This window comes from Nocardia higoensis (genome assembly GCF_015477835.1).
GTDB lineage: Bacteria > Actinomycetota > Actinomycetes > Mycobacteriales > Mycobacteriaceae > Nocardia > Nocardia higoensis_A.
The window spans coordinates 29,395-53,510 of the sequence record NZ_JADLQN010000009.1; the positions used below are offsets into that span (position 1 = coordinate 29,395).

Here is a 24,116-nt window from a genome sequence, read left to right on the forward strand (position 1 = left end):
ACACCCGCTCGGTCCGAGAGGAACGTTCCGTGACAGACGACAGACGCCTGGCCCGCAACCCGATTGCCATCGTCGGCATGTCGGGGCTGCTACCGCACGCGCGCAACCACCGAGAGTACTGGCAGAACATCGTCGACGGCGTCGACTGCACCACCGAGGTCCCGGCCTCGCGCTGGAGCCTGGAGGACTACTACGACCCCGACGCCGCGACACCGGACAAGACCTACTCGCGGCGCGGGGCCTTCCTGCCCGACATCGAGTTCGACCCGCTGGAATTCGGTCTGCCGCCCAACCAGCTCGAGGTCACCAGCACCATGCAGACCCTGAGCCTGGGGGTGGCGCGCGACCTGCTCGCCGACGCGGGCGCGACCGGCTCGTCCTGGTACGACCCGAGCCGCACCGGCGTGGTGCTCGGCACCACCGGACCCGTTCCGCTGATGCATCCGCTGGCCGCGCGGCTGTCCACGCCCGTGCTCGAGGAGGCGGTGCGCTCGGTCGGACTGACCCAGCGCGATGCCGAGGCGATCGCCGCCAAGTACGTCGCGGCGTTCGCGCCGTGGGAGGCCAACTCCTTCCCCGGTCTGCTGTCCAACATCACCGCGGGCCGCATCGCCAACCGCCTCGGCCTCGGCGGCATCAACTGCACCGTCGACGCCGCGTGCGCGGCGTCGCTGGCCGCGCTGCGGACCGCGATCGCCGAACTGCAGGACGGCCGCGCGGACATGATGATCACCGGCGGCGTGGACACCGAGAACACCATCTTCATCTACCTGTGCTTCAGCAAGGTCGGCGCGCTCTCGTCGTCCGGGCAGATCAAGCCGTTCGGCAGCGACGCCGACGGTACCCTGCTCGGCGAGGGCATCACCATGCTCGCGCTGCGCAGACTCGCCGACGCCCGGCGCGACGGCAACCGCGTCTACGCGGTGATCCGCGGCCTGGGCTCCTCCAGCGACGGCCGGGCCAAGAGCATCTACGCCCCGCGCGCGGGCGGGCAGCGCGTCGCCCTGGACCGCGCCTACGCCGACGCCGAGATCTCCCCCGCCGACATCGGCCTCATCGAAGCGCACGCGACCGGCACCCCGGTGGGCGACCGGACCGAGCTCACCGCGTTGAAAGAGCTGCTGTCCGACGCGACGCCCGAACCCCGCTTCGCCGCGCTCGGCAGCGTGAAATCCCAGATCGGGCACACCAAGGGCGCGGCGGGTACCGCCAGTCTGATGAAGCTGGCGTTCGCGCTGCATCAGAAAGTGTTGCCCGGCACCATCAACGTGAGCGCTCCCAACGCCGAGATCGCCCCACCGGACGCGCCCTACTACGTGAACTCACGCACCCGGCCCTGGATCCGCGACCCGCAGCGGCCGGTGCGCCGCGCCGCGGCCTCGGCATTCGGCTTCGGCGGCACCAACTTCCACGTCGTGCTCGAAGAAGCGGATTCCGGACGCGAACATCAGCGGGCGCTGCACCGCACGGCCCGCGCGCACCTGTGGCACGCGCCCGACGTGGCCGGGCTCATCGACGCCGTGCGCAGCGTCGCGCCGGTCGACGGCGGCCCGATCCCCGAGACGCACGCCCGCGTCGGCTTCGTCTCGGTCGACGACGACAACGCCGAGCACCTGCGCTCACTGGCGGTGGACGGACTGGTCCGCGATCCCGACGCCGTCGCCTGGGACCATCCCGAAGGCGTCTACTTCCGCGCCGCGGCGCTGCCCGGCCGCAAGGCGGGCGCGCTGTTCGCCGGGCAGGGCAGCCAGTACGTCGACATGGGTGCCGAGGCCGCGATGGCCCAGCCCGCGGTCGGCGCCGCGTTCGACGCCGCCAACGACGTGTTCGCCGGCGAACCGGTGCGACTGTCCTCGGTGGTGTTCCCGCCGCCCGCCTTCGACGAGGCGACCGCCGCGGAACAGGAAACGGCCCTGCGGCGTACCGAATTCGCCCAGCCGGCCATCGGCGCGCTGTCCGCCGGGCAGTTCGAGGCCCTGCGTGAGCGCGGATTCCGCGCCGAGGGCTACCTCGGGCACAGCTTCGGCGAGCTCACCGCGCTGTGGGCCGCGGGCGCGCTGACCGGCCCCGGCTTCTTCGCCCTGGCCAAGGCGCGCGGCGCGGCGATGGCGCCGCGCGATGGCGTCGAGGCAGGCACCATGGTGGCACTCAACGCCTCCATCGAGGTCGCGCGGGAGATCGTCGAGGGCATCGACGACGTCTGGATCTGCAACCACAACGCCCCCGACCAGGTGGTGATCGGCGGCGGACACGACGGCGTGGCCGTCGCCGTCGCGGTGTGCGCCGAACGCGGCGTCGCCACGAGGGCGCTGCCGGTCTCGGGTGCCTTCCACACCCCCTATGTCGGCCACGCGGTCGACGATTTCGCCGCCGCGCTCGGCGAGATCACCCTGGGCGCGCCGGACGCGCCCGTGTACGCCAACAGTGCCGGGGCTCGCTACGGCGCGGACAGCGCCGCCAATCGCGAGGTGCTGACCGGCCAGCTCGGCCGGCCTGTCGAATTCGTGGCCGCCCTGACCGCGATGCGCGACGCGGGCTGCACGGTATTCGTCGAATTCGGCCCCAAGCAGGTGCTGACCTCGCTGGTGCGCCGCACGCTCGGCGACGACGTGATCGCCATTCCCACCGACTCCGGTCCCATCGGCAACAGCGACCTCGCGTTGACCCGGGCGGCGGTGCGCTTGGCCGTGCTCGGCTTCGACATCGAGGCGATCAACCGTCATATCGCGCCCGACCCCGCGGTCGCGGCGCCGAGCAGGCGGATGACGGTCACCATCTCCGCCCCGGAGTATGTGCCGGAGACGCGCCGCGCCGCCTACGCCGCCGCACTCGACGACGGCTACCTGGTGGGTGTGGGCGGCGGGAGTTCGCCCGGCGTTGCCATCGCGCACGCGGCCGTGGCATCGCACGCCGCAGTGGCATCGGATGGTGCGGCGGCATCGCACGGCGCGGCGGGCTCCGCGCACTCTGGGATGCCGAGTACCACTTCGCCGGTCGCCGGCCAGGCCGTCGCCACACCGGCGGATCGGTCTCGCGTGACCGTGCAGACGGCCGCTGTCCCGGCGGCGCGCGTAGCCGTCGCCCTCGCGACCCCTCAGGCGGGTCGTGCCGCCGATGTCGCGCCGTCGGCGGCGCCCGCACACCCCGCTTCCTTCGAGAACCCGTCCGCCTCCTCGGCGTCCACCGACACATCGGAGACCTCCGTGTACTCGACATCCCATCCGCGCCCCCGTGCGGACGACGCACTCGACAGCGCGCTAGCCCAGCACCTACGCACCCACCACCAGTTCCTCGACGGGCAGCTGGACATGGCGCGCGCACTGGTCGGCGCCCTCGACGGCGGTGTGCTGGACGAGGCGACCCTGCGCGCCATCGAGGCCGTGAAGGATCACGGCGTCGCCATCAGCGCCGGCCACACCCGCGCCTGCGATGTCCTGGCGCAGCTGGCCGAACTCGAGGCCGGGTTCGCCCGTCCCGCCGCGGCGAGCCGCACCGCCTCCGCCGCCGCGGCGCCCGAGCACGAGCGGCGGCCCGCTGTGTCCGGGTTAGAGCGGCAGGCTGCCGAGCCGGAGTCGGGCCGACAGGCCGTGGTGACCGATCTTCGGCCCGAAGCGCTGACGACCGGGCCCGGTGGTCAGCACTCCAACGGTGCCGCGCAAGCCTCGAACGGCCGCGTCGCGAGCAACACCGCCGACGCCGATGGGACTGCGGCAGAGCGTGATTCGTGGAACTACGAACACGACGCCGGTCCAGCCCGCGGCGCGATCTCTGTCCACGACACCGACTCCGCTCCCGCAACGGCCCCCGCCCCCATCGTCGGGAACGCCCCGACGAACGGCGCGCCGGAATCGCTTTCTGTCGAGGGCAGATCCGCGGAATCGTTGCGTCAGGCGTTGCGTGAGGTGGTGGCCGAGAAGACCGGTTATCCGGTCGAGATGGTCGACACGGGGATGGATCTGGAGGCGGACCTGGGGGTGGATTCGATCAAGCGGGTGCAGGTGATCGGCGCTTTGCAGGAGCGTTTCCCTGAGCTGCCGAATCTGGGCCCCGAGCAGTTGGGCACGCTGCGCACGCTGGATCAGATCGCCGATCTGCTCGGCGCGACCGCCACGGACAACTCTTCCGTCGACGCCGCGCCACCGGTCGACAGCCGCACCGGAGGTGTGCAGTCGGGGGAGTCGTTGCGTCAGGCGTTGCGTGAGGTGGTGGCCGAGAAGACCGGTTACCCGGTCGAGATGGTCGACACCGGGATGGATCTGGAGGCGGACCTCGGTGTGGATTCGATCAAGCGGGTGCAGGTGATCGGCGCTTTGCAGGAGCGTTTCCCCGAGCTGCCGAATCTGGGCCCCGAGCAGTTGGGCACATTGCGCACGCTGGATCAGATCGCCGACTTGCTCGGCTCGACCGGCGCGGCCCCTGACACGGGCACGAGTGCCGGCGATGGATCGGCTTCCGCCCTGAGCTCGGCGGCAGGAGCACAGTCCGCGGAAGCGCTGCGGCAGGCGTTGCGTGAGGTGGTGGCCGAGAAGACCGGTTATCCGGTCGAGATGGTCGACACCGGGATGGATCTGGAAGCAGACCTCGGTGTGGACTCGATCAAGCGGGTGCAGGTGATCGGCGCCCTGCAGGAACGGTTCCCGAACCTGCCGAATCTGGGCCCCGAGCAGCTGGGGACGCTGCGCACACTGGATCAGATCGTCGACGAGCTCGGCGCGGCGGCAGGGGGTGATGTCCACCCAAAAGCTGAGGCCGCGGCGGTCACGCCGCGGCATGCCGTGGAACTCGTCGCGCTGCCTGCTGTGGACACGGCGATCGGCGGCTACCGGGAGCACCCGGAGGCCGTGCTCGTCGACCTGGCGGGCACGAGCGGACCGGCCTGCGACGCGCTGGCCGCGGCACTGATCGCCCGCGGCTGGTCGGTGCGGCGCGAGACCGGACTGCCCGAGGCCGGCGCCCCGGTCGACCTGTGCCTGATAGTCCTCGGCGGCGGCGCGGACTGGGCCACGGCCCGGCGTCTGCTCGGCGAGACGATCCTGACGGCGGGCCGGATCACGCCCGGGATGTCCGCCGAAGCGGGCCGCGCGACCGTGGTGACCCTCATCCGGCTCGACGGCGGGCTCGGCTTCCGCACCGCGACCGACCCGGTCGCCGCACTGCTCGGCGGTGTCGGCGGCATCGTGAAAACCCTTGCCGCCGAACGTCCGGACCTGTTCTGCCGGGCGATCGACATCGACCCCGCAGCCGACGCCGAACGCTGCGCGGAACTGGTGACGGCCGAACTGTTCGACCCGGCGCGTGACACCGTCGAAGTCGGTGTCGCCGCCGACGGCTCTCGCCACACGCTGGTCCCCGGCGGTCACGGCCCGAGTCCCACGGTGACGATCATCCGGCCCGCCGGAGAACAGCCCGCCACCATGCTCACCGCCGAGGACCTGCTGGTGGTGACCGGCGGCGCTCGCGGCGTCACCGCGACCTGCGTACGGGCGCTGGCCCGGCGCGGCCCCGCCCGGTTCCTGCTGCTCGGCCGCACCGAGCTCGCCCCGGAGCCGGAGTGGGCGGTCGGCGTCGCGGATGCGGACCTGCGGCAGGCGGCGGTGCGGGCGCTGGCGGGAACCGGCGTCACCCCGCGCGATCTCGAACGGGCCTGCGCCGACGTCCGCGCCTGCCGCGAGATCCGCGACACCCTGGCCGATCTCGGCGACCGCGCGCAGTACGTGGCTGTCGACGCCACCGACACCGAGGCGGTGCGCGCGGCGCTCGCCCCGTGGCGCGAGGCGGTCACCGGCATCGTGCACGGCGCGGGCGTCCTGGCCGACTCCCGTATTCCGGCCAAAACCGCCGAGTCGATCGCCAGGGTGCTCGACCCGAAGATCGCCGGTCTGGCCGCGCTGACGGCCGCGGTGCCCCGACCACGTCACCTGATCCTGTTCACCTCGGTGGCCGGGCTGTTCGGCAATACCGGACAGGCCGACTACGCCGCGGCCAACGAGGCGCTGTCCCGGTTCGCGGTCGCCTGGCGGCGGGCGCATCCGGACTGCCATGTCACCGCGATCGACTGGGGCGCCTGGGACGGCGGCATGGTGACACCCGCCCTGCGCGAACACTTCCGCGCGCTCGGTGTGGCGCTGCTGGCCCCGGAGATCGGTGCGGCGGCGTTCACCGAGCAGTTCACCGCCGACCGCGCCGACGACACGGTCGTGCTGATCGGCCCGGCGGCAGGGCTCTCGGCACCCGCGCCGGTCCCCGCGACGCCGGTGCGCATCCGCCGCGCGCTGCGCGGTATCACCGACGAGCCGACCGTCCGGGCACATCGGGTGGGCGAGCATCTGGTGCTGCCAGCCACCTTCGGGCTCGGCGCGATGGCGCATGTGGCCGAACGAACGCTGCCGGGGCGCATCGTGGTGGGAGCACGCGACGTCGAGGTGCTGAAGGGGCTGGTGTTCGACCACCAGGTCGACACCCTCGACATCGCCCTGGAACCAGGCGCGGCCGACGGTGACCTCCTGCTCATGCGGGTGACCGTCCACGACGGCGCCATCACCCACTTCCGGGCGACGCTGGAACTGGCGACGGCAGCCGCCGAGCCGCCGCGCCACCCGGCGCCGCAGGGGCCGGGCAGCGCGATCGACATCTACCGCGAGGCGATCCAGTTCCACGCTCCCGCACTGCAGGGGTTGCGCCGGATCGTGGCCGACACCGGCGACACGCTCGTCTTCGAATGCCTGATCGACGCGCAGCCGGTGGCGGGTGGGGCGTACGCGAGCCGTTTGCACGATCCGGTGCGCGCGGACCTGATGTTGCAGGGCCCGCCGGTGCTCGGTCACCGGCTCCTCGGCGCCGCGTGCCTGCCGCTGGGGATCGGCCGGGTGGACTACTACCGGCCGCTGCCGGTCGGCGAACCGTTCACCCTGGTGGTCGGCAACGCCCGCGCGGGCCGCTACGACGCTCAGGTGGACGCCACCGCCACAGCCGCGGACGGCACTGTCCTGCAACGGTTCACGGACGTCGTGGTGGTCACGACGCCCGATCTGACGGAGAAGTTCCAATCCTCGGTGAGGCGGTGGATGGCATGACGACCCTGGAGTTCGACGGAATCGCGTTCGACCCGGAGACGCCCGGGCTGCCGGGCGAGGACACCTACGATGCCGGCTCCGCGCAGCACGGGGTGGCTCGGCGACGACCTGAACCGCGGTCCGAAGCGGCGGCCCGGCCGGGGACGGTGGGGCAGCCGGAGGCAACCGGGCTGCGGGGAGCAGGGGATCGGTCGGAACCGGCGGCTCTGCCCGGAGCGGGGGCGCAGCCGGGTGCGGTGGCGCAACCGGCTACCGGGGTGCGCAGGGGGCCGGTGGTCCCGACGACCCGAATCCCCAACCCGCTGGCCGAGATACGCGTGAGCGTCGTAGCGGCGCACCGCGCGGCGCTCACCGCGCAACTGGCGATGCAGCGGGCCCTGTGGGAGCGTGTCGCGGTCCTGGACGAGCATGTGCGGAGCCGTCGCCCCGATCCGGTCCCGGACACCTCGGTCGGTGCCGTGCCCGGCGTGGAGATGCCGAGCCTGGCCGCGTCGGGAGTGGAGATGCCGGGCGTGACGATGTCGGATGTCGCGGCCCCGGTCGATCACCGTTCGCCCGCATCGCGGGTGTTCGAGCATGCCGCCGAATGGGCGTTCAAGCCGGTGGCCCGCACGGCGCGCACCCACCTCGACCATGCCGCCCTGCGTCGGTTGGCCGAGGGCGACCTGGCGGGCGTGTTCGGCCCGGCCTACCGGCGTCCGGGCGTGCGTTCCGAGGCGCGGTTGGCCGCGCACGGGCCGCTGGCGCTCACCGAGATCACCTCCCTCGAGCTGTACGGCGGCGAGGGCCGGGGCCGTCTGCTGGCCCGCTTCGACGGCGATCCCGGCGCCGCCGCGACGCAGGCCGCCGAGGTGTTCGCCCTCTACACCGGCCTGCCACTGTGCCTGTCCGGCAGCACGCTGGTCTCCGAGGGGCCGGGCGCGCAGCCCGCGCGAGTGGCGACGCTGGAATTGATCGTCACCGAGATCGATCTGGTGCCGCGCCCGCACCTGAGCGCGGTCGTGCACGGTGTCGCCGCCACGCCGGTCGCGGTCTCGGCCACCGCTGTCGAACCGCGCGGCACGGGTGTCGGACCCGGCCTGCCGGACGGCGCCCTGCTGCTCAACGAGTTCCACATGGCCCATCTCGCGCGCGGTGATCAGGCCGTCGCGATGGGCCCGGAGTTCGCCGAGTACACCGGCGTGCGCGCCACCCGCCTGCCGACCGGCGGCTTGTTGCTGGTCGACCGCGTGCTCGATTTCGACGGCGCGCGCGGGCGGCTGGACTCGGCCTCGTACACCACCGAGTACGACTCGCCCGCCGACTCCTGGTACTACGGCGCCACCGCCAACGAATCCATGCCGCACTTCGTCTACATGGAGACCTCCCTGCAGGCGGCGCTGCTGATGGGTTACTACGCGGGCCCCACCCGTACCCAGCCGGGCACGACGCTGAGTCTGCGCAACCTCGGCGGCACCGCGACAGTGCTGCGTCGAGTCGATCTGCGCGACAAGACGATCCGGCAGAACTCGCGGTTGCTGTCCACCACGATCCTGCCCGGTTCCTCGCTGCAGACCTTCGACTACACCCTGGCGGCGGACGGCGAACCGTTCTACACCGGCGAGACCATGTTCGGCTACTTCAGCGACGAGGCGCTGGCCAACCAGACCGGCCTCGACGGCGGGCGTTCCGCCCCGACCTGGCTGGCCGGGAATCCCGGCGCGGACATCCGGGTGATCGACGTGGCCGCTCGCCGTGCCGACCCGGCCGCACCCCTGTGCGCCCGGGACACCCTCGCCCTCATCGACCGGGTCGAGGTGGTGGACGGCGGTGGCACCCACGGCGCGGGCTACCTGCACTCACTGCGCGCCATCGACCCGCACGACTGGTATTTCGCCCGCCACTTCCACCTCGACCCGGTGATCCCCGGTTCGCTCGGCGTGGAGTCGGTGATCCACGCGGTGCAGGAATGGATGCTCGACGCCGGCTTCGCCGACGGCCTGGCCGACCCGGTGTTCCGCATTCCGGCGGGCATCGCCTTCAGTTGGCGGTACCGCGGCCAGTTCCTGCCCACCGACGGCACGGTCGAACTCGAGGCGCACGTCAAGGAGATCCGCCGCGACCGGTACGGCGTCACCGCCGTGGTGGACGCCTCGCTGTGGAAACCGGGGCTGCGGATCTACGAATTGACCGATCTGGCCGTCGAACTCGGCGAACGAGAGGTACAGCCGTGACCACCCTTCCGCGTACGGGCACCGCGCCCGGCCTCGTCGCCGAGACGGCCCCCGACATCACCGCCGTCCTGCGCGACCTCGCGCGCCCGGTCTGGGTCGTGCACCACGACGGCCGGATCGCGGTCACCGCCGAACGATCGGCCGTCCCCGGTGCCCGCGTGCTCGCCTCGGCGGGCCCGCTCACCCCGGAGATGCTGGGCGAGAGCGCGTTCCGCGCCACCCACGGACTGCGGGCCAACTATATGGCCGGGGCCATGGCCAACGGCATCGCCTCGCCCGCCCTGGTGTCGGCGATGGCGCGGGCCGGTTATCTGGGTTCCTACGGCGCCGCCGGCGTCGCGCCCGCCTCGGTCGACGCGGCCCTGGCGGAACTGAGCCGCGAGCTCGGCGACCTGCCCTTCGCCTGCAATCTCATCCACAGTCCCGCCGAGCCCGCGCTGGAACGCGCCATCGTCGACGCGTGCCTGCGGCACCGGGTGCGGTGCGTGGAGGCCTCGGCGTTCATGAACCTCACCGCCGAGGTCGTGCGCTACCGGGTAGCGGGGCTGAGCGTCGGGCGCGACGGCCGGATCGTCTCGGCCCACCGCGTGATCGCGAAGGTCTCGCGGGTCGAGGTGGCCGAGGCGTTCCTGCGCCCCGCGCCCGCCCAGCTGCTGAACCGGTTGGTGGTCGCGGGGGAGGTGAACGCCGAACAGGCCCGGCTGGCCGAACAGGTGCCGATGGCCGACGACATCACCGCAGAAGCCGATTCCGGCGGGCACACCGACCGCAGGCCGCTACTGGTGCTGCTGCCGGAGCTGATCGCCGCCCGCGACCGGGTCGCGCGCACCCTGCCGGGCGCGGCCGCCGTGCGGATCGGCGCGGCGGGCGGCATAGGCACTCCGGCGGCGGCCGCCGCGGCCTTCGCGCTCGGCGCGGCCTATGTGGTCACCGGTTCGGTGAACCAGGCCACCGTCGAGGCCGCCCAGTGCGCGGCCACCAAGGAACTGCTGGCGGCGGCGCAGTTCGCCGACTGCGTGATGGCGCCGTCGGCGGACATGTTCGAGATGGGCGTGCAGGTGCAGGTACTGCGCCGCGGCACCCTGTTCGCCACCCGCGCCCAGCGGCTCTACGAGACCTATCGGGCCTATGACGGGCTGGACGAACTGCCCGCGGCGCTGCGCGAGGATCTCGAGCGCACGCTGTTCCGGCGGTCCGTGGACCAGGTGTGGGACGACTGCGTGCGCTTCTTCACCGAACGCGATCCGGCTCAGCTCGCCGGCGCCGCCGAGAACCCGAAACGCCGGATGGCACTGGTGTTCCGGTGGTATCTCGGGCTGTCGTCGGGGTGGAGCATCCGCGGCGAGGCCGACCGGGTCACCGACTACCAGGTGTGGTGCGGCCCGGCGATGGGCGCCTTCAACACCTGGGCGGCGGGCACCCACCTGGCCGCGCTGCCGAACCGGCAGGTGGCCGAGATCGCCGACCAGCTACTGGTGGGTGCCGCGTATCTGACGCGCGTCGCCCAGTTGCGTTCGGCGGGTGTGCGGCTGCCCGCCGAATGCGCCGAGTTCCTACCCCGACCGAGGGAGCAGCGATGACCAGGGAGCAGCGATGACCACGCTCGAGACCGGCCCGGACACCGGGACGTCGTGGACGGTGTGCCCGCACTGCGACGCCATGATCTACGCCAAACGCTACGACCGCTCCGGCCGGGTGTGCCCGGACTGCGACGGCCACGGCATGCTCACCGCCGACCAGCGCATCGCCGCCCTGCTCGACGAGGACGGCATCCGATGGATCGACCCCGCCGCGACGGTGGCCGACCCGCTGGAATTCACCGACTCCCGCGGCTATCCCGAGCGCATCGCGCAGGCGCGCCGCCAGACCGGCATGACCGACGGCATCCGGTGCGCGCACGGCACCGTCGACGGCGCGCCGCTGGTGCTCGCGGTGATGGATTTCCGCTTCCTCGGCGGCAGCCTCGGCAGCGCGGTGGGGGAGGCGGTGACCGCCGCCGCCGAAGCCGCGCTGGCCCGGCGGGTGCCGCTGGTGCTCGTCACCGCCTCCGGCGGGGCGCGGATGCAGGAGGGCATTCTCGCGCTGATGCAGATGGCCAAGACCAGCCAGGCGCTGCGTCACCTCGACGACGCGGGCGTGCTCACCATCTCGGTGGTCACCGACCCCACCTACGGCGGCGTGGCCGCCTCCTACGCCACCTCCACCGACCTGATCATCGCCGAGCCCGGCGCGCGCCTGGGTTTCGCCGGTCCGCGGGTCATCGCCCAAACCATCGGGCAGACCCTCCCCGCGGGCTTCCAGACCGCCGAGTTCCTGCTCGAGCACGGATTCGTGGACATGATCTGCCATCGGTCGACGTTGCGGGACCGGCTCGCCCGTGTGCTGTCGCTGTTCGCCGACCGCGAGCGGCTGTCCGGTCTCACCGGCACCGGCACCGGCACCGACACCGGCATCGAGTCCGATCCGAGCGGTCTCGACTCCGATCCAACCGGTTCCGTGTCCGCTCGGCTCGGATTCGCCTCCGTTCGGACTGATGGCGGCCGGGCCGGTAACGACTCCGTTCGAGTCGGTGACGGGTCCGTTCGGCTCGGCCACGAGCCTGAACGGATCGGCGAACCAGAGAATCGGGCCGACGAGGAATACGCCTGGGCGCGCGGTGAATCGGCGATCGAGCCTCCGCTGCTGCGTGCGGACCCGACTACCCTCCCGGACCGCGACGCCTGGCAGAGCGTGCGGGCGGCCCGCGAACTGGGCAGGCCGACCACCCTGGACTACCTCGCCGCCTCCTTCGACGAGTTCGTGGAACTGCACGGCGACCGCCTCGAGGCCGACTGCCCGGCCATGGTGACCGCGCTGGCGCGTCTGCACGGCGCACCGGTGGTGGTGATCGGCACCCAGAAGGGGCACAGCGCCGCCGAGCTGTCCCGCCGCAATTTCGGTATGCCCAGCCCCGCCGGCTACCGCAAATCCGCCAGGGCGCTGCGGCTGGCGGCGAAACTCGGCCTGCCCGTGGTCACCCTCGTCGACACCGCGGGCGCCTATCCCGGCATCACCGCCGAGGAGCGCGGCCAGGCGGCGGCCATCGCCGAATCGCTGAAACTGCTCGCGGGCCTGCCGGTGCCGGTGGTCACGGTGGTCACCGGCGAGGGCGGCAGCGGCGGCGCGCTGGCGCTGGCCGTGGCCGACCGCGTGCTGGTGTGCGAGAACGCCGTGTACTCGGTGATCAGCCCCGAGGGCTGTGCCTCCATCCTGTGGAAGGACGCCGCGGCGGCGCCGGCGGCGGCGGCCGCGTTGCGCGTGGACTCGACGTCGCTGGTCCGGCTCGGCGTCGCCGACGGCGTGGTGCCCGAACCGGAGGGCGGCGCGCACCGCGATCCCACCGCGGCGGCGGTCACCCTGCGCGGCGTGCTCCGCCGCGAGCTCGGCGCGCTGACCGCCGTGCCCGTCTCCGATCTGCTCGAGCGGCGCCGCCGCCGCTTCCGCGCTTTCGGATTGCCGACCTCGACCGATCAGGAGTTGTCATGACCCAGTCCCTCAGCCACCCCCGCTCGATCCGCGCGATGGACCCCGTCGACGCCGACCTCGCCCTCACGGTGCTGGCCCGGCACGCCCTGACCATCCTGGCCGAGGCCGCGCCGTACTCGGTGACGCTGGCCAACGGCCCGCTGATGCTGGAGATCACCCGCGACGGCGTGACCGCGGGCCTGGACTCCGCAGCGACTCAGCCCGTGGCCGTGGCCTCGCGATCGGCCTCGGTGGGCCCGGCTTCCTCGGGAGGTTCGCCGGAACCGGCGTCACCCACGGCGGATACCGCACCGGAGCCGTTGCGCGACAATACCTTCACGCTCGTCGCCGAGACGGTCGGTGTCTTCTACCGGTCACCGGAGCCGGGCGCCGACCCCTTCGTCACCGAAGGCGATCCGGTGCGGGTCGGGCAGCAGGTCGGCATCGTCGAGGCGATGAAACTGATGATCCCGGTCGTCGCGACCCGTGAAGGCCGGGTGGCCGGATTTCTCGTGGACAACGGTGAAGCGGTGGAGTACGGCGCCGCGCTCATGGTGCTCGAGGTGGTCGCGTGAACCCGCGCCCGATCCGCACGGTGCTCGTCGCCAACCGCGGTGAGATCGCCGTGCGGGTGATCCGCACCTGCGCCGAACTGGGGGTGCGGACGGTGGCGGTGTACTCCTCGGCAGACGCGGACTCCGCCGCCGTGCGCATGGCCGACCGCGCCTTCCGCATCGGCCCCGGCCCGGCCAAACGCAGCTACTCCTACATCCCGGCGATCATCGAGGCGGCCAAGGCGACCGGCGCCGACGCGATCCACCCCGGCTACGGATTCCTGTCCGAGGACCCCGATTTCGCCGAGGTGTGCGAGGCCGAGGGCCTGGTCTTCGTCGGCACGCCCGCCGCTGTGCTCGCCGACCTCGGGGACAAGTCCAGCGCGCGGGCGCTGATGTCGGCGGCCGGGCTGCCGCTGCTGCCCGGCAGCCGAGACCCGATCGAGACCGTCGGCGCGGCCCACGCCCTGGCCGACGAGATCGGCTATCCCGTCATCATCAAGGCCGTCGCCGGCGGCGGCGGCCGCGGTATGCGGGTGGTGCGCGCGAGCGCCGATTTCCCCGCCGCCTGGCAGGAGACCAGGGCCAACGCCGCCGCGGTCTTCGGCGACGGCAGGCTCTATGTCGAGCGCTATCTGGATTCGGCCCGCCATGTCGAGGTGCAGATTCTCGCCGACACGCACGGCACGGTCGTCCACCTCGGCGCCCGCGACTGCTCGCTGCAGCGCAGGCACCAGAAGCTGGTGGAGGAATCGCCCGCCCCCGGGCTCTCCCCGGAGTTGGCCGCCCGGATCGGCGAGGCCGCCGTCCACGGCGCCCGCGCCGTCGGCTACGTCGGCGCGGGAACCTTCGAGTTCCTGTTCGACCCGGCCGCGGACGAGTTCTACTTCATGGAAGTCAACTGCCGCCTGCAGGTCGAGCACCCGGTCACCGAAATGGTCACCGGCACCGATCTGGTCGCCGAACAGCTCCGCATCGCCGCGGGAGAACCGCTGTCGCTCACCCCCGACCAGCTCACGCCGCGCGGCGTCGCCATCGAATGCCGCATCAACGCCGAAGACCCCGAACGCGAATTCGCTCCCGCCCCGGGCACACTGGCCGACTGTGTCCTCCCCGGCGGCCCGTTCGTCCGCGTCGACACCCATGTGGGTCCCGGCTACACCATCCCGCCGCACTACGATTCGCTGCTGGCGAAGGTGGTCGTATGGGCGCCGGACCGCCCGGCCGCCATCGCCAGGATGCGCCGAGCCCTCGCCGAGACCCGCATCACCGGCCGCGGCATCGCCACCACCGCGGAATTCCTGCACGACATCCTCGACCATCCCCGCTTCCGGGCGGCCGGACACGACACCGCTCTGGTCGGTGAGATCATCGCGGGGGCCGGAATCTCCGTCTGATACCGGACATCGCTCGTGGGGGTGCATGTGTTCATGCGGCAATGCGAGCCCACGATTCTGCTCGGGATGCCGCGCGCCGGGGCCGTCCATCGACGTCTCGCGCGCCGGCGTCCCGGCCCGCCCCGGCAGACGTGAAGGGTTCGTGTCGGAGCCGTTGCGCGCCCACGGCGACAGGGGCGGTGGCCCGGTGGCGGACGGCGAGTTCGTCGTGCCGGGTGCGACGGCGCGGTACTGTTGGAGCTGTTCGATGCCCATTTCCGACCGCATTCACGAACCGGAGGAAAAGGAGCCGGCAGGAACATCGGCGGCGAGCTCACGAGATGGAATGGGAGGCTTGATCCGAATGACGAAGATCATGACGCTGAATCTCGCGAACTACACCGACCACAGCCGATGGGGGCGCAGGCTCGACGCCATCGCCGCGATAGTGACCAAGCATCGGCCGGATGTGATCGCGATGCAAGAAGTGCGATTCGATCCGGACCGCGACAGCGAGAAGATCGCCGCGTCCACCAAGCGAACCTATCAGAACATGGGCGAGCAGCTCCTCCAGAGCATTTCCGTGGACGCCCACTACCGGGGCAGTGCGATCGTGACACAGCCCGCCATGTTCTACGATTCGATGCTGAGTTCCGACTCGACCAAGTTTCGGCACTATCCGCAGCCGGCCCTGGGGAAATATCCCCGGGAGATGTGGGAAGGACTGTCGACGATCAGCCGGCTGCCGATCCTCGAAACCGGCGCGCGCTTTCTCTCCGCAGTGGGTTCACAGGACCGGAACAGGCGCGCGACCCAGCACGTCACCGTCCGGGCGGGTGATTCGCTCCTCCACATCTTCAACTGTCATTTCAGTTACGACTCCGCGTCCTTCGAATCGAACCTGGCGGAGACCATCGACTACATGAGACCTTTCGATGACCAGTTCTGCCTGCTGGTCGGTGATATGAATTCGACCGCAGCATCCGGGGAATTCGAGGAAATCGAGAGACTCGGATTCGTCGATCTATGGCCTCGTCTGCATCCCGGGGACGACGGATTCACCGACCCCTCCCACGCCCCGGATAAGAGGATAGATTACGTATGGGCAAACTCGCGGATCGCCGAAAACGGGATACGCGGCATAGAACTGATCGCCACCGAACCGTACGCCCCAGCGTGCTACCCGTCCGATCACTTCGGGCTCATCGCCGACGTGAAGCTGTGAGCTGCCAACCCCATCCGACCGGACGCCGCAGGTCGGCGGCACGGTGATCGTCCTGTGGTCGGGCCGAGGGGAGCCGGGGCGGTCAACGATCGGAGATCAGGCCGGGTCCGCGGTTCGCAGCGGCGATTCGCCGACGGGGGTGTTCTGCGCCGCGGCCAGCCACCACCGGCCGCCGCGCTCGACCAGTACGTACATCGCCAGCTCCGAGAAGCCGTCGGTATCGGTGGCCTGTCTGCGGATCTGGGTCACCACCACCCCGGGCGTGGGAGCCAGGGCGGCCACCACGTCGAACCGTGACGGCGGGGCGACGCCGGCGGCCATCAGACGGTGATGGATCGCGTTCAACTCGTCGTATCCTCTCAGGCTCGCTCCGAAGGGGCTGCCCCACAGCACATCCGCGGCGAAGGCGGAGTCGTAGCCGTCGGCGTCGCTCGCCGCGCCCGCGCGCTGCAATCCCGCGGCGAACTCGGTGGCCACCTGCTGGGCTCGGGCGTCGCTCTCGGTGTCGCCCAATGTCGGTCGGACATTCATTTCCGGTCCCCTCGTCGGTGACGGCTCATTTCAGGTACAACGTACTCGAAATGCCATCCGTAATTCAAGTACGATGTACGCGAGAACGAGGAGGTCCATGTCCAGCCACGACGAGACGACGATCTGGATGCGCCCGGAGGCGTCGGAACGTTCGGGCCGGGGGCGGCGACCCGGCTACAGCCGAACCCAGATCACCCAGGCGGCGATCCGGGTCGCCGACGAGGAGGGTATGGAGGCCGTGACCATGCGCCGGATCGCCGCGGATCTCGGCACCGGCGCGATGTCGCTGTACCGCTACGTCGGCAGCAGAGACGATCTGATCGATCTCATGATCGACGCCGTGTTCGGTGAGATCGACCTACCCGCCAGGCCGAGCGGGGACTGGCGCCGGGATTTGTCCCTCGCCGCCGAGCGGACCCGTGCGGTGGGGCTTCGCCACCCCTGGCAGATCGCTTTGGCCGGCAGGCGTCCCACCTTGGGGCCGAACTCGCTGCGGGTGCAGGAGTTCGCCATGTCCGCGCTCGACGGTTTCGGGCTCGACATCGACGAGATCGCCAGTCTGGTGGGGATGCTCAGCGACTACACCCACAGCGCCGTCCACCGGGAGATCGGCTGGCTGGAACAGGCCAGGCGGACCGGGATGGACATGGCCGAATGGATGAGCCGCTATGTCGGGCCGTACGTCGCCGAGGTCGTCGCGTCGGGGCGGTATCCGATGTTCACCCGCACTATCCGGCAGGCGCGGGTGCCGCATCTGCCGCCCGAGGAGCGCTTCCGGTACGGGCTCGCCCATGTGCTGGACGGCATCGCCGCCTGCCTGCCGCCGGGAGCGGGCGAACACCGCTGAGCGGTCAGCGTGCGTCTGCGCGAAGTGCTCGACGCGGCCACGAGGCAGGAGTAAGCGCGGGGAGGACGTCATTTCAACCCGGACCGCACGAACGCGTTGACGATGTGCCGTTGTAGCAGCAGGTACATCACCAGCACGGGCAGGCACGCCAGCCCGGCCAGCGCCATGATCGGCCCCCACTGGTCGCCGTCGGTGCCCATGAAGCTGCGCAATCCCAGCTGCAGCACGCTGTTGGACTGGCGCAATACGACCGCGGGCCAGAAGTATTCGTTCCACGCGTTGATGAACAGCAGGATGCCGAGCGCGGCCAGCGCGGGTCGCAGGTTCGGCACCACCACCGTCCACAGGATCGACCAGGAGGAGCGGCCGTCGATCTGCGCGGCGGCGACCAGTTCCTTGGGGAAGCTCGCCATGTGCTGGCGCAGCAGCAGCACCGCCAGCGCCGAGCACAGGGTGGGCAGTGCGGTGCCGATCAGGGTGTTGATGAGGCCGAGCTGGGTGAGCAGCACGTAGTTCGGCAGCATCGTCACCTGGAACGGGACCAGCCAGACGCCGACGAACGCCAGGTAGAGCACCTTCTGGAAGGGGAAGGTGTACATGACGAAGGCGTAGGAGGCCAGCAACGCGACGAGCAGTTGCCCGGTCGCGGAGAAGGTCGCGACGAAGAAGGTGTTGCCGATCAACCCCAGCACGTCCACTTTGTCGGCGGCGTCGGTGTAGTTGCCGATCGACAGCGGCCACGGCACGGGGGACAGGGAGGTGACGTCCTCGGGACGGCGCAGCGAGGTCGCGAACAGCCAGTAGATCGGGAAGGCCGCCAGCAGGGCGGTGGCGGCGAGCAGCAGATGGCTGCCCGCGCCCCGCAGCCGGTCGGCGAGGCCCGAGCGGGCGGGGGCGTCAATTGTCATGGAAGGAGACCTTTTCCGAGATCCAGACCAGAATGCCGGCGATCACACCGAATCCGGCGAACAGCAGCACTCCGGCCGCGGCGGACAGTCCGGCGTCGAAGCTGTGGAAGGCGTAGTCCCACAGCAGGTAGTAGATGTTGGTGGTGGATTGCGAGGGGCCACCCTGGGTCATCGAGTCGATGAGCGGGAAGGTCAGCGTGGGGCTCAGCAGCACCGTCGTGAGCACCAGGAACATCAGGGTCGGTGAGAGCATCGGCAGGGTGATCCAGCGCAGGATCTGGCGCGGGCTCGCGCCGTCCACCCGGGCCGCCTCCTCGTAGTCGGTGCTGATGCCCGCGAGCCCGGCCCACGTCACCAGCACGGCGAAACCGAGCAGCTGCCAGCCGGTGATGGCGATGATCACCGCGTGCGCGGTAGTGGCGTCGTAGACCCAGTTGCGGTCGGTGCCGAGCACCTGGCCGACGACACCGCCGCCGGGATGCAGCAGCCACCGCCACACCGCGGCCGCGGCGACCGGGGCCACCAGGAACGGCGCGAAGATGAAGGCGTGGTACATGGTCCGCGCGCGGCCGCGCACCCGGCGACTGGCCAGCGCGATCACCAGCGGTGCGAGCACGGTGAACGGCAGCATGCCCAGGATCAGCACGCCGGTGCGGCCGAGCGAATCCCAGAACGCCGGAAGATCCAGCAGCCGTTCGTAGTTGCCGGTGCCGACCGGGCGCATGGGTGAGGTGGGCAGCAGATTCCACGAGTAGGTCGACAGCTCGAACGCCTGGATCAGCGGCCGATAGGTCCACACGACCAGCAGCAGCAGCGCGGGCGCCAGGTACAGGTACGGGACGACACCGCGCCCCGCCCGGCGGAACCGGGCGGGGCGGGGCGGCGCGTTGTTCGCGGCGGGTGCGGCGGTGACCGGCGCGGGCGCGTCGAGGACGAACATCGGCTACCTCGCCTCGGCGGCCAGCGCCGCGAGCTGGTCGAGCACGTCCTGCTCGGGCCGGTCGTAGACGGTGCCCGCCGGTGTCGCCTCCACGGCGGTGGCGACCAGCGAGTCACCGAGCAGATCGATACGGCTGAAACCGAATCCGGTGAATCCGCGCTGCCTGCCCACGGGCGCCAGCGGGTCCAGCCGGTAGGCCACCGCGGGCCCGATCCACACCGGGATACCCGCCAGCGAGGCCGCGGCGGTGAGGTGATTGTGCCCGCAGATCACCAAGCGCACATCCGAGCCGCGCACCACCTCGGCCAGCTGCTCGGGGGTGCGCAGCCGCAGATATTCGGTGGCGGGCAGCGGCGAGGGGATCGGCGGATGATGCAACGCCAGCAGGGTGCCGCGCGGGGCGGGCGTGCGCAGCTCATCGGCCAGCCACTCCAGCTGAGCGGGCCGCAGCACGCCGTCGTGCTGGTGCTCGATGGTGCTGTCCAGTGCGATGATGCGCAAGCCGGCGACCTCGGTGACCTGATCGTGGGTGAGATCGGGGTCCCGCAGCGCCGCGTCCGAGCGCAGCAACTCGGTGCCGAACGCGACGCGCTCGTCGTGATTGCCCATCACGTAGATGACGCGCGCGCCCAGCTCCTCGGCCACCGGCTCCACCGCGTCGCGCAGCCTTCGATAGGCCTCGGGCGCGCCGTTGTCGGCCAGATCGCCGGACAACACGAACGCGTCGATCGTGCGGTGCGAGGCCCGTAGCTGCTGCAGCACCTGCGTGAGGTTGGTGTAGGTGTCGACGACGCCGTGCAGGGGCTGTTCGCCCACGGGCCGGATGTGGGTGTCGGTGAGCTGGACGATGGTCACCTCGGGCATGGATTCCCCCTCGGGAAGCCGCGCGCCCCGTGGGTGGGACGCGCGGCCGGGTCGGTGGTCGGATGGTGGAGAGAAGTGCTACTGCGGGGGCATCAGCGCCGCGCCCTGATCGCGCGCCGCCGTCAGCGTGGCGGCCGGGTCCTTGCCCTGGAACACCACGGCTTCGACGGCGTCCATCATGCCGTCGCGGATCTGCAGATAGTTGTTGCCCGGCATGGAGATCCAGGGCTCCATCGTCGCCAGCTGAGCGACGTTGGGCTGCAGCAGCGGATTGCGGGCGGCCCATTCCTGCAGGCCCGCAGGATCATCCATGAGGCCGGTGCGCAGCGGCAGGTAGCCGATGCCCTGCGAGATGGTGGTGTAGGCGCTCTCGCTGGTGAGGAAGGTGATCAGTTCCCACGCCGCGCGCTGCTTGGCCGGATCGTTCGACAGGATGTACAGGGAGGCACCGGAATTGGTCGGCACCGTCGGCTTGCCCGCGAAGCTGGGCATCGGCGCGGCCCGCAGGTCCCACTTGTCCTTCGCTCCGGTGACGAAGGTGCCCTGGATGGCGCTGGTCTCGAGGATCATGCCGATCTCGCCCCGGGAGAAGGCCTCGTAGCCCTGCTTCTGGTTGAGGCGCGGCATGGAACCCGATTCCACCAGGCGCTGTCCCATCGCGGCGACCTCGACGGCCGGGGGCTCGGCGTAGGTCAGGGTGGTGCGGTCCTCGGAGATGACGCGTCCGCCGTTGGAGCGGACCAGCGACTGGAAGCACCAGTCCTTGGCGGTCTTGGTGAGGCAGTCGATGTAGACGCCGCCCTTGCCGGTCTTCTCGGTGATGGCTGCCGCCGCCTGGGCGACCTGGTCCCAGGTGGCCGGCGGTGCGGCCGGGTCGAGACCGGCTTGGGTGAACAGCGAGGCGTTGTAGTACAGCACCGGGGTGGAGAACACGAACGGCACGCCGTAGGTGTGGCCGTCCCAGTCGGCGAGGGTCTGCGCGCGTTCTGCGTAGGGGTGCTTCTCGCCGTCGAAGTTGGCCTGCACCTCGTCGGCGCCGACCAGCGTGTCCAGCGGCTTCGCGCCGAGCTGGTTGATGGTGAAGTCGAGGTCGCTGAAGCCGAGCTGCGCGACGTCGGGCGGGGTGCCCGCGACCATCTGGTTCTGGATGCTGGAAATGGTGTCCGTGGCCGGGTTGGGGCTGTTGCCCTGCGGCTTCTGCGCCGTCACCGTGATGTTCGGGTGCTCGGCGCGGAATTGGCCGAGCAGCTTGTCGAAGGTCTCGGTCCACGCGCCGGCGAGTCCGTAGTTGTAGGACTCGAAGACGATCGACACCTTCTGGTCCGGGGCGAGCTCGGGAATCCGGGCCGCCTCGGCGCCCTCGTCGGTGGTGGTCGGGCCGAGGCCGCCGCACGCGCTGAGCGCGAGGACGGCCGCGAACACCAGGCCCGCAAGGGGCGCGGTGCGTTTCACTGTGTACTCCTCATCATCGGTGGTGCGGACCTGATCGCGGGGATCAGGCGACGGCGACGCGTTCGGCGTCGCGGTCGATCGGGGCGCCGGTTCCCGGTTCGCTCCACCGCAGCCGGAGCCCGGAGGCGGCGTCGAACAGGTGGATGTCGGCGGGATCGGCGTGCAGGCCCAGCGCCTCGCCTGCGCCCACCCCGGACGGGCGCGGCACTCGCACGGCGAAGGTGTGCGCGCCGGTGTCCAGGTGCACCAGTTCCTCGCTGCCGAGGTTTTCCACCATGCGCACCTGTCCGCGGATCGCGGGGCCGGTCGTCGCGGGCCGCAGCCGCTCGGGGCGGATGCCCGCGGTCACCTCGAGCGGTCCACGGAAATCCGTTGCCGTCTGCGGCAGCATGATGTCGACGCCCTCGGCGCTCAGGTGCAGCCGGTCACCGCGCGCGTCCACGGTCGCGGGGAACAGGTTCATCGGCGGCGAGCCGAGGAACCCGGCGACGAACGTCGATCGGGGCCGGTCGTAGAGCTCGGCGGGTGTGCCGACCTGCTCGACCCGGCCCTCGTTGAGCAGCGCGATCCGGTCGGCCATGGTCATGGCTTCCACTTGATCGTGGGTGACGTAGAGGAATGTCGCGCCCAGGGTGCGGTGCAGCGAGATCAGTTCGGCCCGGGTGGCGCTGCGCAGCTTGGCGTCCAGGTTGGACAGCGGCTCGTCCATCAGGAACGCACCGGGGTCGCGCACCATAGCGCGGGCCAGGGCCACGCGCTGGCGTTGGCCGCCGGAGAGGTTGGCGGGTCTGCGGCCGAGCAGGTCGGTGAGTCCGAGCACGGCCGCGACCTCGGCGACCCGGCCGGCGATCCGGGCGCGCGGCGTCCGCCGGGCGCGCAGCGGGAAGCCGATGTTCTTCGCGACCGTCAAATGCGGGTACAGCGCGTAACTCTGGAACACCATGGCCAGGTCGCGCTGTTGCGGTGCCACATGGGTGATGTCCTTGCCGTCGAGCAGGATCCGGCCGTCGCTCGGGTCTTCCAGACCCGCGACCATGCGCAGCAGGGTCGACTTGCCGCAGCCGCTCGGCCCGAGCAGCACCATGAACTCGCCGTCGGCGATGTCGAGATCGACCTCGCGCACCGCGGCCGCGTCGCCGAACCGCTTGGACACCGCTTCGATTCGCAATCGTGCCATCTCGCCCTACTCCGGTCGCTCGCCGCGCGCCCACGCCGCGACGCGGGCGGCGATCACCGGGGAGTCCTTCACCCAGGTGAAGTGATCGCGGTGCGCGACCCCGGAACCGGCGTCGATGTGCCAGCGGGTGATCCGGGCGCTCGGCATCCGCGAGACCAGGAAGTCCACATTGGATTTCGGTCCGAGCACGTCGGCGTCCAGCGAGATCACCAGCACCGGCAGCGACAGCGCGCGCAGCAGGGTGTTGTACCGCCGTTTCGTGCCCTTGGGCCGGTAGTAGCTGGTCAGCGAATGCCACGACCAGTCGCGCATGACTCCGCCCGCCATCGGCGCCGGAATCAGCACGCCGCCGGGCCAGAGCCCCTTCACCCGCGCCACCAGACCGATCCACTGGATCTGGCTCAGTGCCTCGAACCACCGGCGCGGCCCGAAGGCCCACCAGAACACCGTGCCGGTGCCGATGACCGCCACACCCGCCACCTGCTCGGTCTCGGCGGCGGCGAACAGCAGTGCCAGTTGGCCGCCGAGGCTGTGCCCGAACAGGTGGACCGGGGCCTGTGGGAAGCGCTCTCGTACCGCGCGCACCAGCGCGGGCAGGTCGGTCTCGATCATCTCCCGGTAGCCGAAATCGGTGTGCTCACCCAGCGGCGGCAGCGCTTCGCCCTGCGCGCGCAGGTCCGTGGTCACGACCGACAGGCCCTGCTCGTGCAGGCTGGTGGCGAGCGCCAGGTAGTGCTTGGCCTTCATCGCCATGGCGGGCAGGATCAGCACCACCGGCGCTTCGGGGCGCGCGGCGGGCAGAACCCGCAGGGTGAACACCACGCCGTCGCCGGTCTCGACCCGGATCGCTTCCAGATCGGTGAGCGAAGGACGCTTGCTCGACGGGGCGCTGGTCATCGCTCACCCGCCCCGGGGTTCGTGTCGCAGACGTAGTCGAAGCCGAATTCGGCGACCAGAACGTCGGCGTCGTCGAGCAGCGCGACCGGCACCGTGATCGCGAACCGCTCGGTGCCGGTCGAGGCCAGCACACCCGCGATGTCCTGGGGTTCGACGGTGGCGACGGCGCGGATGCGCCCGGTCGCCGGGCGCTTGTAGGCCGAGGTCGCCCCGCGCAGCACCAGACGCTTCACCCTGGTCAGGCCGGTGGCGGCCGCGCCGACGAAAGCGGCCGCGCCCGCGATGTCGGCGGCGGTGAACAACGCGCCCGCGTGCACGGTGCCCATGTGGTTGGTGACCGGACCGCCCGCGGGAATCTCCACGACCGCCCGCTCGGGTCCGAGTTCGGTGATGACCGTGCCGACATGGTTGCCGAACGGGATCAGCGCGTGCGAGGCGGTCCGCAGGTAGTCGTAATCGACGGCGGCGGTGTCGAGTTCGGGATAGCCCGCCGCGAATCCGGTGAGTTCACCAGTGGTCATCGTCAGTGCCTTTCAGTGAGGGGCGCCCACGGGG

16 protein-coding genes are annotated in these 24,116 nt (G+C 71.1%); 8 read left to right on the top strand and 8 right to left on the bottom strand.

The annotated features are described in order from the left end of the window. Positions 1–29: 29 nt before the first annotated feature. The 7 genes from IU449_RS26370 (at position 30) to IU449_RS26400 (ending at position 15,945) form a co-directional block, all read left to right on the top strand. A complete protein-coding gene (locus IU449_RS26370) occupies positions 30–7,073 on the top strand; it encodes an SDR family NAD(P)-dependent oxidoreductase (RefSeq protein ID WP_324188450.1) in 7,044 nt (2,347 codons plus the stop codon). After that, the gene (locus IU449_RS26375) at positions 7,070–9,286 is read left to right on the top strand and encodes a beta-ketoacyl synthase (protein ID WP_228805776.1); all 2,217 of its coding nucleotides are present in this window, start codon (positions 7,070–7,072) and stop codon (positions 9,284–9,286) included. The genes IU449_RS26370 and IU449_RS26375 overlap by 4 nt, the downstream gene beginning before the upstream one ends. Then, on the top strand, positions 9,283–10,866 hold the full coding sequence (locus IU449_RS26380; RefSeq protein WP_195004866.1) for a PfaD family polyunsaturated fatty acid/polyketide biosynthesis protein: 1,584 nt from the start codon (positions 9,283–9,285) through the stop codon (positions 10,864–10,866). The genes IU449_RS26375 and IU449_RS26380 overlap by 4 nt, the downstream gene beginning before the upstream one ends. A 13-nt stretch (positions 10,867–10,879) precedes the next feature. Then, a complete protein-coding gene (gene accD, locus IU449_RS26385) occupies positions 10,880–12,811 on the top strand; it encodes an acetyl-CoA carboxylase, carboxyltransferase subunit beta (protein ID WP_195004867.1) in 1,932 nt (643 codons plus the stop codon). Continuing rightward, entirely contained in the window at positions 12,808–13,365 is a 558-nt protein-coding gene (locus IU449_RS26390; RefSeq protein WP_228805777.1) for an acetyl-CoA carboxylase biotin carboxyl carrier protein, read from the top strand. Before accD ends, IU449_RS26390 begins: the two co-directional genes overlap by 4 nt. Then, positions 13,362–14,741 carry an acetyl-CoA carboxylase biotin carboxylase subunit gene (locus tag IU449_RS26395; RefSeq protein WP_324188451.1) on the top strand — a complete coding sequence of 460 codons (1,380 nt, stop codon included), beginning with the start codon at positions 13,362–13,364 and terminating at the stop codon, positions 14,739–14,741. The genes IU449_RS26390 and IU449_RS26395 overlap by 4 nt, the downstream gene beginning before the upstream one ends. A 247-nt stretch (positions 14,742–14,988) precedes the next feature. Further along, the gene (locus IU449_RS26400; RefSeq protein ID WP_195004868.1) at positions 14,989–15,945 is read left to right on the top strand and encodes an endonuclease/exonuclease/phosphatase family protein; all 957 of its coding nucleotides are present in this window, start codon (positions 14,989–14,991) and stop codon (positions 15,943–15,945) included. 96 nt (positions 15,946–16,041) lie between these two features. On the opposite strand, the gene IU449_RS26405 is transcribed toward IU449_RS26400, so the two are convergent. Continuing rightward, entirely contained in the window at positions 16,042–16,476 is a 435-nt protein-coding gene (locus tag IU449_RS26405) for a DUF4440 domain-containing protein (protein WP_195004869.1), read from the bottom strand. Between the two features lie 97 nt (positions 16,477–16,573). On the opposite strand from IU449_RS26405, the gene IU449_RS26410 reads away from it, so the two are divergent. Then, positions 16,574–17,323: a TetR/AcrR family transcriptional regulator gene (locus tag IU449_RS26410; RefSeq protein WP_195004870.1), complete on the top strand. Its 750-nt coding sequence runs from the start codon at positions 16,574–16,576 to the stop codon at positions 17,321–17,323. 68 nt (positions 17,324–17,391) lie between these two features. Here the strand turns inward: IU449_RS26410 and IU449_RS26415 are convergent, their stop codons facing one another. The 7 genes from IU449_RS26415 to IU449_RS26445 all read right to left on the bottom strand — a co-directional run bounded on the left by IU449_RS26415 (position 17,392) and on the right by IU449_RS26445 (position 24,082). Continuing rightward, entirely contained in the window at positions 17,392–18,231 is an 840-nt protein-coding gene (locus tag IU449_RS26415; RefSeq protein ID WP_195004871.1) for a carbohydrate ABC transporter permease, read from the bottom strand. After that, on the bottom strand, positions 18,221–19,171 hold the full coding sequence (locus IU449_RS26420) for a carbohydrate ABC transporter permease (RefSeq protein ID WP_195004872.1): 951 nt from the start codon (positions 19,169–19,171) through the stop codon (positions 18,221–18,223). The genes IU449_RS26415 and IU449_RS26420 overlap by 11 nt, the downstream gene beginning before the upstream one ends. Before the next feature lie 3 nt (positions 19,172–19,174). Beyond that, on the bottom strand, positions 19,175–20,035 hold the full coding sequence (locus IU449_RS26425) for a metallophosphoesterase (protein ID WP_195004873.1): 861 nt from the start codon (positions 20,033–20,035) through the stop codon (positions 19,175–19,177). 78 nt (positions 20,036–20,113) lie between these two features. Then, positions 20,114–21,487 carry an ABC transporter substrate-binding protein gene (locus IU449_RS26430; RefSeq protein WP_195004874.1) on the bottom strand — a complete coding sequence of 458 codons (1,374 nt, stop codon included), beginning with the start codon at positions 21,485–21,487 and terminating at the stop codon, positions 20,114–20,116. Positions 21,488–21,530: 43 nt separating this feature from the next. Next, positions 21,531–22,664, bottom strand: coding sequence for an ABC transporter ATP-binding protein (locus tag IU449_RS26435; protein ID WP_195004875.1), 1,134 nt, complete (start codon positions 22,662–22,664; stop codon positions 21,531–21,533). Positions 22,665–22,670: 6 nt separating this feature from the next. Further along, complete coding sequence (locus IU449_RS26440; RefSeq protein ID WP_195004876.1) at positions 22,671–23,561, bottom strand: alpha/beta fold hydrolase; 891 nt, start codon at positions 23,559–23,561, stop codon at positions 22,671–22,673. After that, positions 23,558–24,082: a YiiD C-terminal domain-containing protein gene (locus IU449_RS26445; protein WP_195004877.1), complete on the bottom strand. Its 525-nt coding sequence runs from the start codon at positions 24,080–24,082 to the stop codon at positions 23,558–23,560. Before IU449_RS26445 ends, IU449_RS26440 begins: the two co-directional genes overlap by 4 nt. Between the last annotated feature and the right edge of the window lie 34 nt (positions 24,083–24,116).

What these genes read in the sequence shown, in the direction of transcription:
- IU449_RS26435 (WP_195004875.1), bottom strand. Translation starts at nt 22,664, where the DNA reads ATGGCACGATTGCGAATCGAAGCGGTGTCCAAGCGGTTCGGCGACGCG.
- IU449_RS26425 (WP_195004873.1), bottom strand. Translation starts at nt 20,035, where the DNA reads ATGCCCGAGGTGACCATCGTCCAGCTCACCGACACCCACATCCGGCCC.
- accD (WP_195004867.1), top strand. Translation starts at nt 10,880, where the DNA reads ATGACCACGCTCGAGACCGGCCCGGACACCGGGACGTCGTGGACGGTG.
- IU449_RS26410 (WP_195004870.1), top strand. Translation starts at nt 16,574, where the DNA reads ATGTCCAGCCACGACGAGACGACGATCTGGATGCGCCCGGAGGCGTCG.
- IU449_RS26405 (WP_195004869.1), bottom strand. Translation starts at nt 16,476, where the DNA reads ATGAATGTCCGACCGACATTGGGCGACACCGAGAGCGACGCCCGAGCC.
- IU449_RS26420 (WP_195004872.1), bottom strand. Translation starts at nt 19,171, where the DNA reads ATGTTCGTCCTCGACGCGCCCGCGCCGGTCACCGCCGCACCCGCCGCG.
- IU449_RS26375 (WP_228805776.1), top strand. Translation starts at nt 7,070, where the DNA reads ATGACGACCCTGGAGTTCGACGGAATCGCGTTCGACCCGGAGACGCCC.
- IU449_RS26390 (WP_228805777.1), top strand. Translation starts at nt 12,808, where the DNA reads ATGACCCAGTCCCTCAGCCACCCCCGCTCGATCCGCGCGATGGACCCC.
- IU449_RS26415 (WP_195004871.1), bottom strand. Translation starts at nt 18,231, where the DNA reads ATGACAATTGACGCCCCCGCCCGCTCGGGCCTCGCCGACCGGCTGCGG.
- IU449_RS26440 (WP_195004876.1), bottom strand. Translation starts at nt 23,561, where the DNA reads ATGACCAGCGCCCCGTCGAGCAAGCGTCCTTCGCTCACCGATCTGGAA.
- IU449_RS26400 (WP_195004868.1), top strand. Translation starts at nt 14,989, where the DNA reads ATGCCCATTTCCGACCGCATTCACGAACCGGAGGAAAAGGAGCCGGCA.
- IU449_RS26445 (WP_195004877.1), bottom strand. Translation starts at nt 24,082, where the DNA reads ATGACCACTGGTGAACTCACCGGATTCGCGGCGGGCTATCCCGAACTC.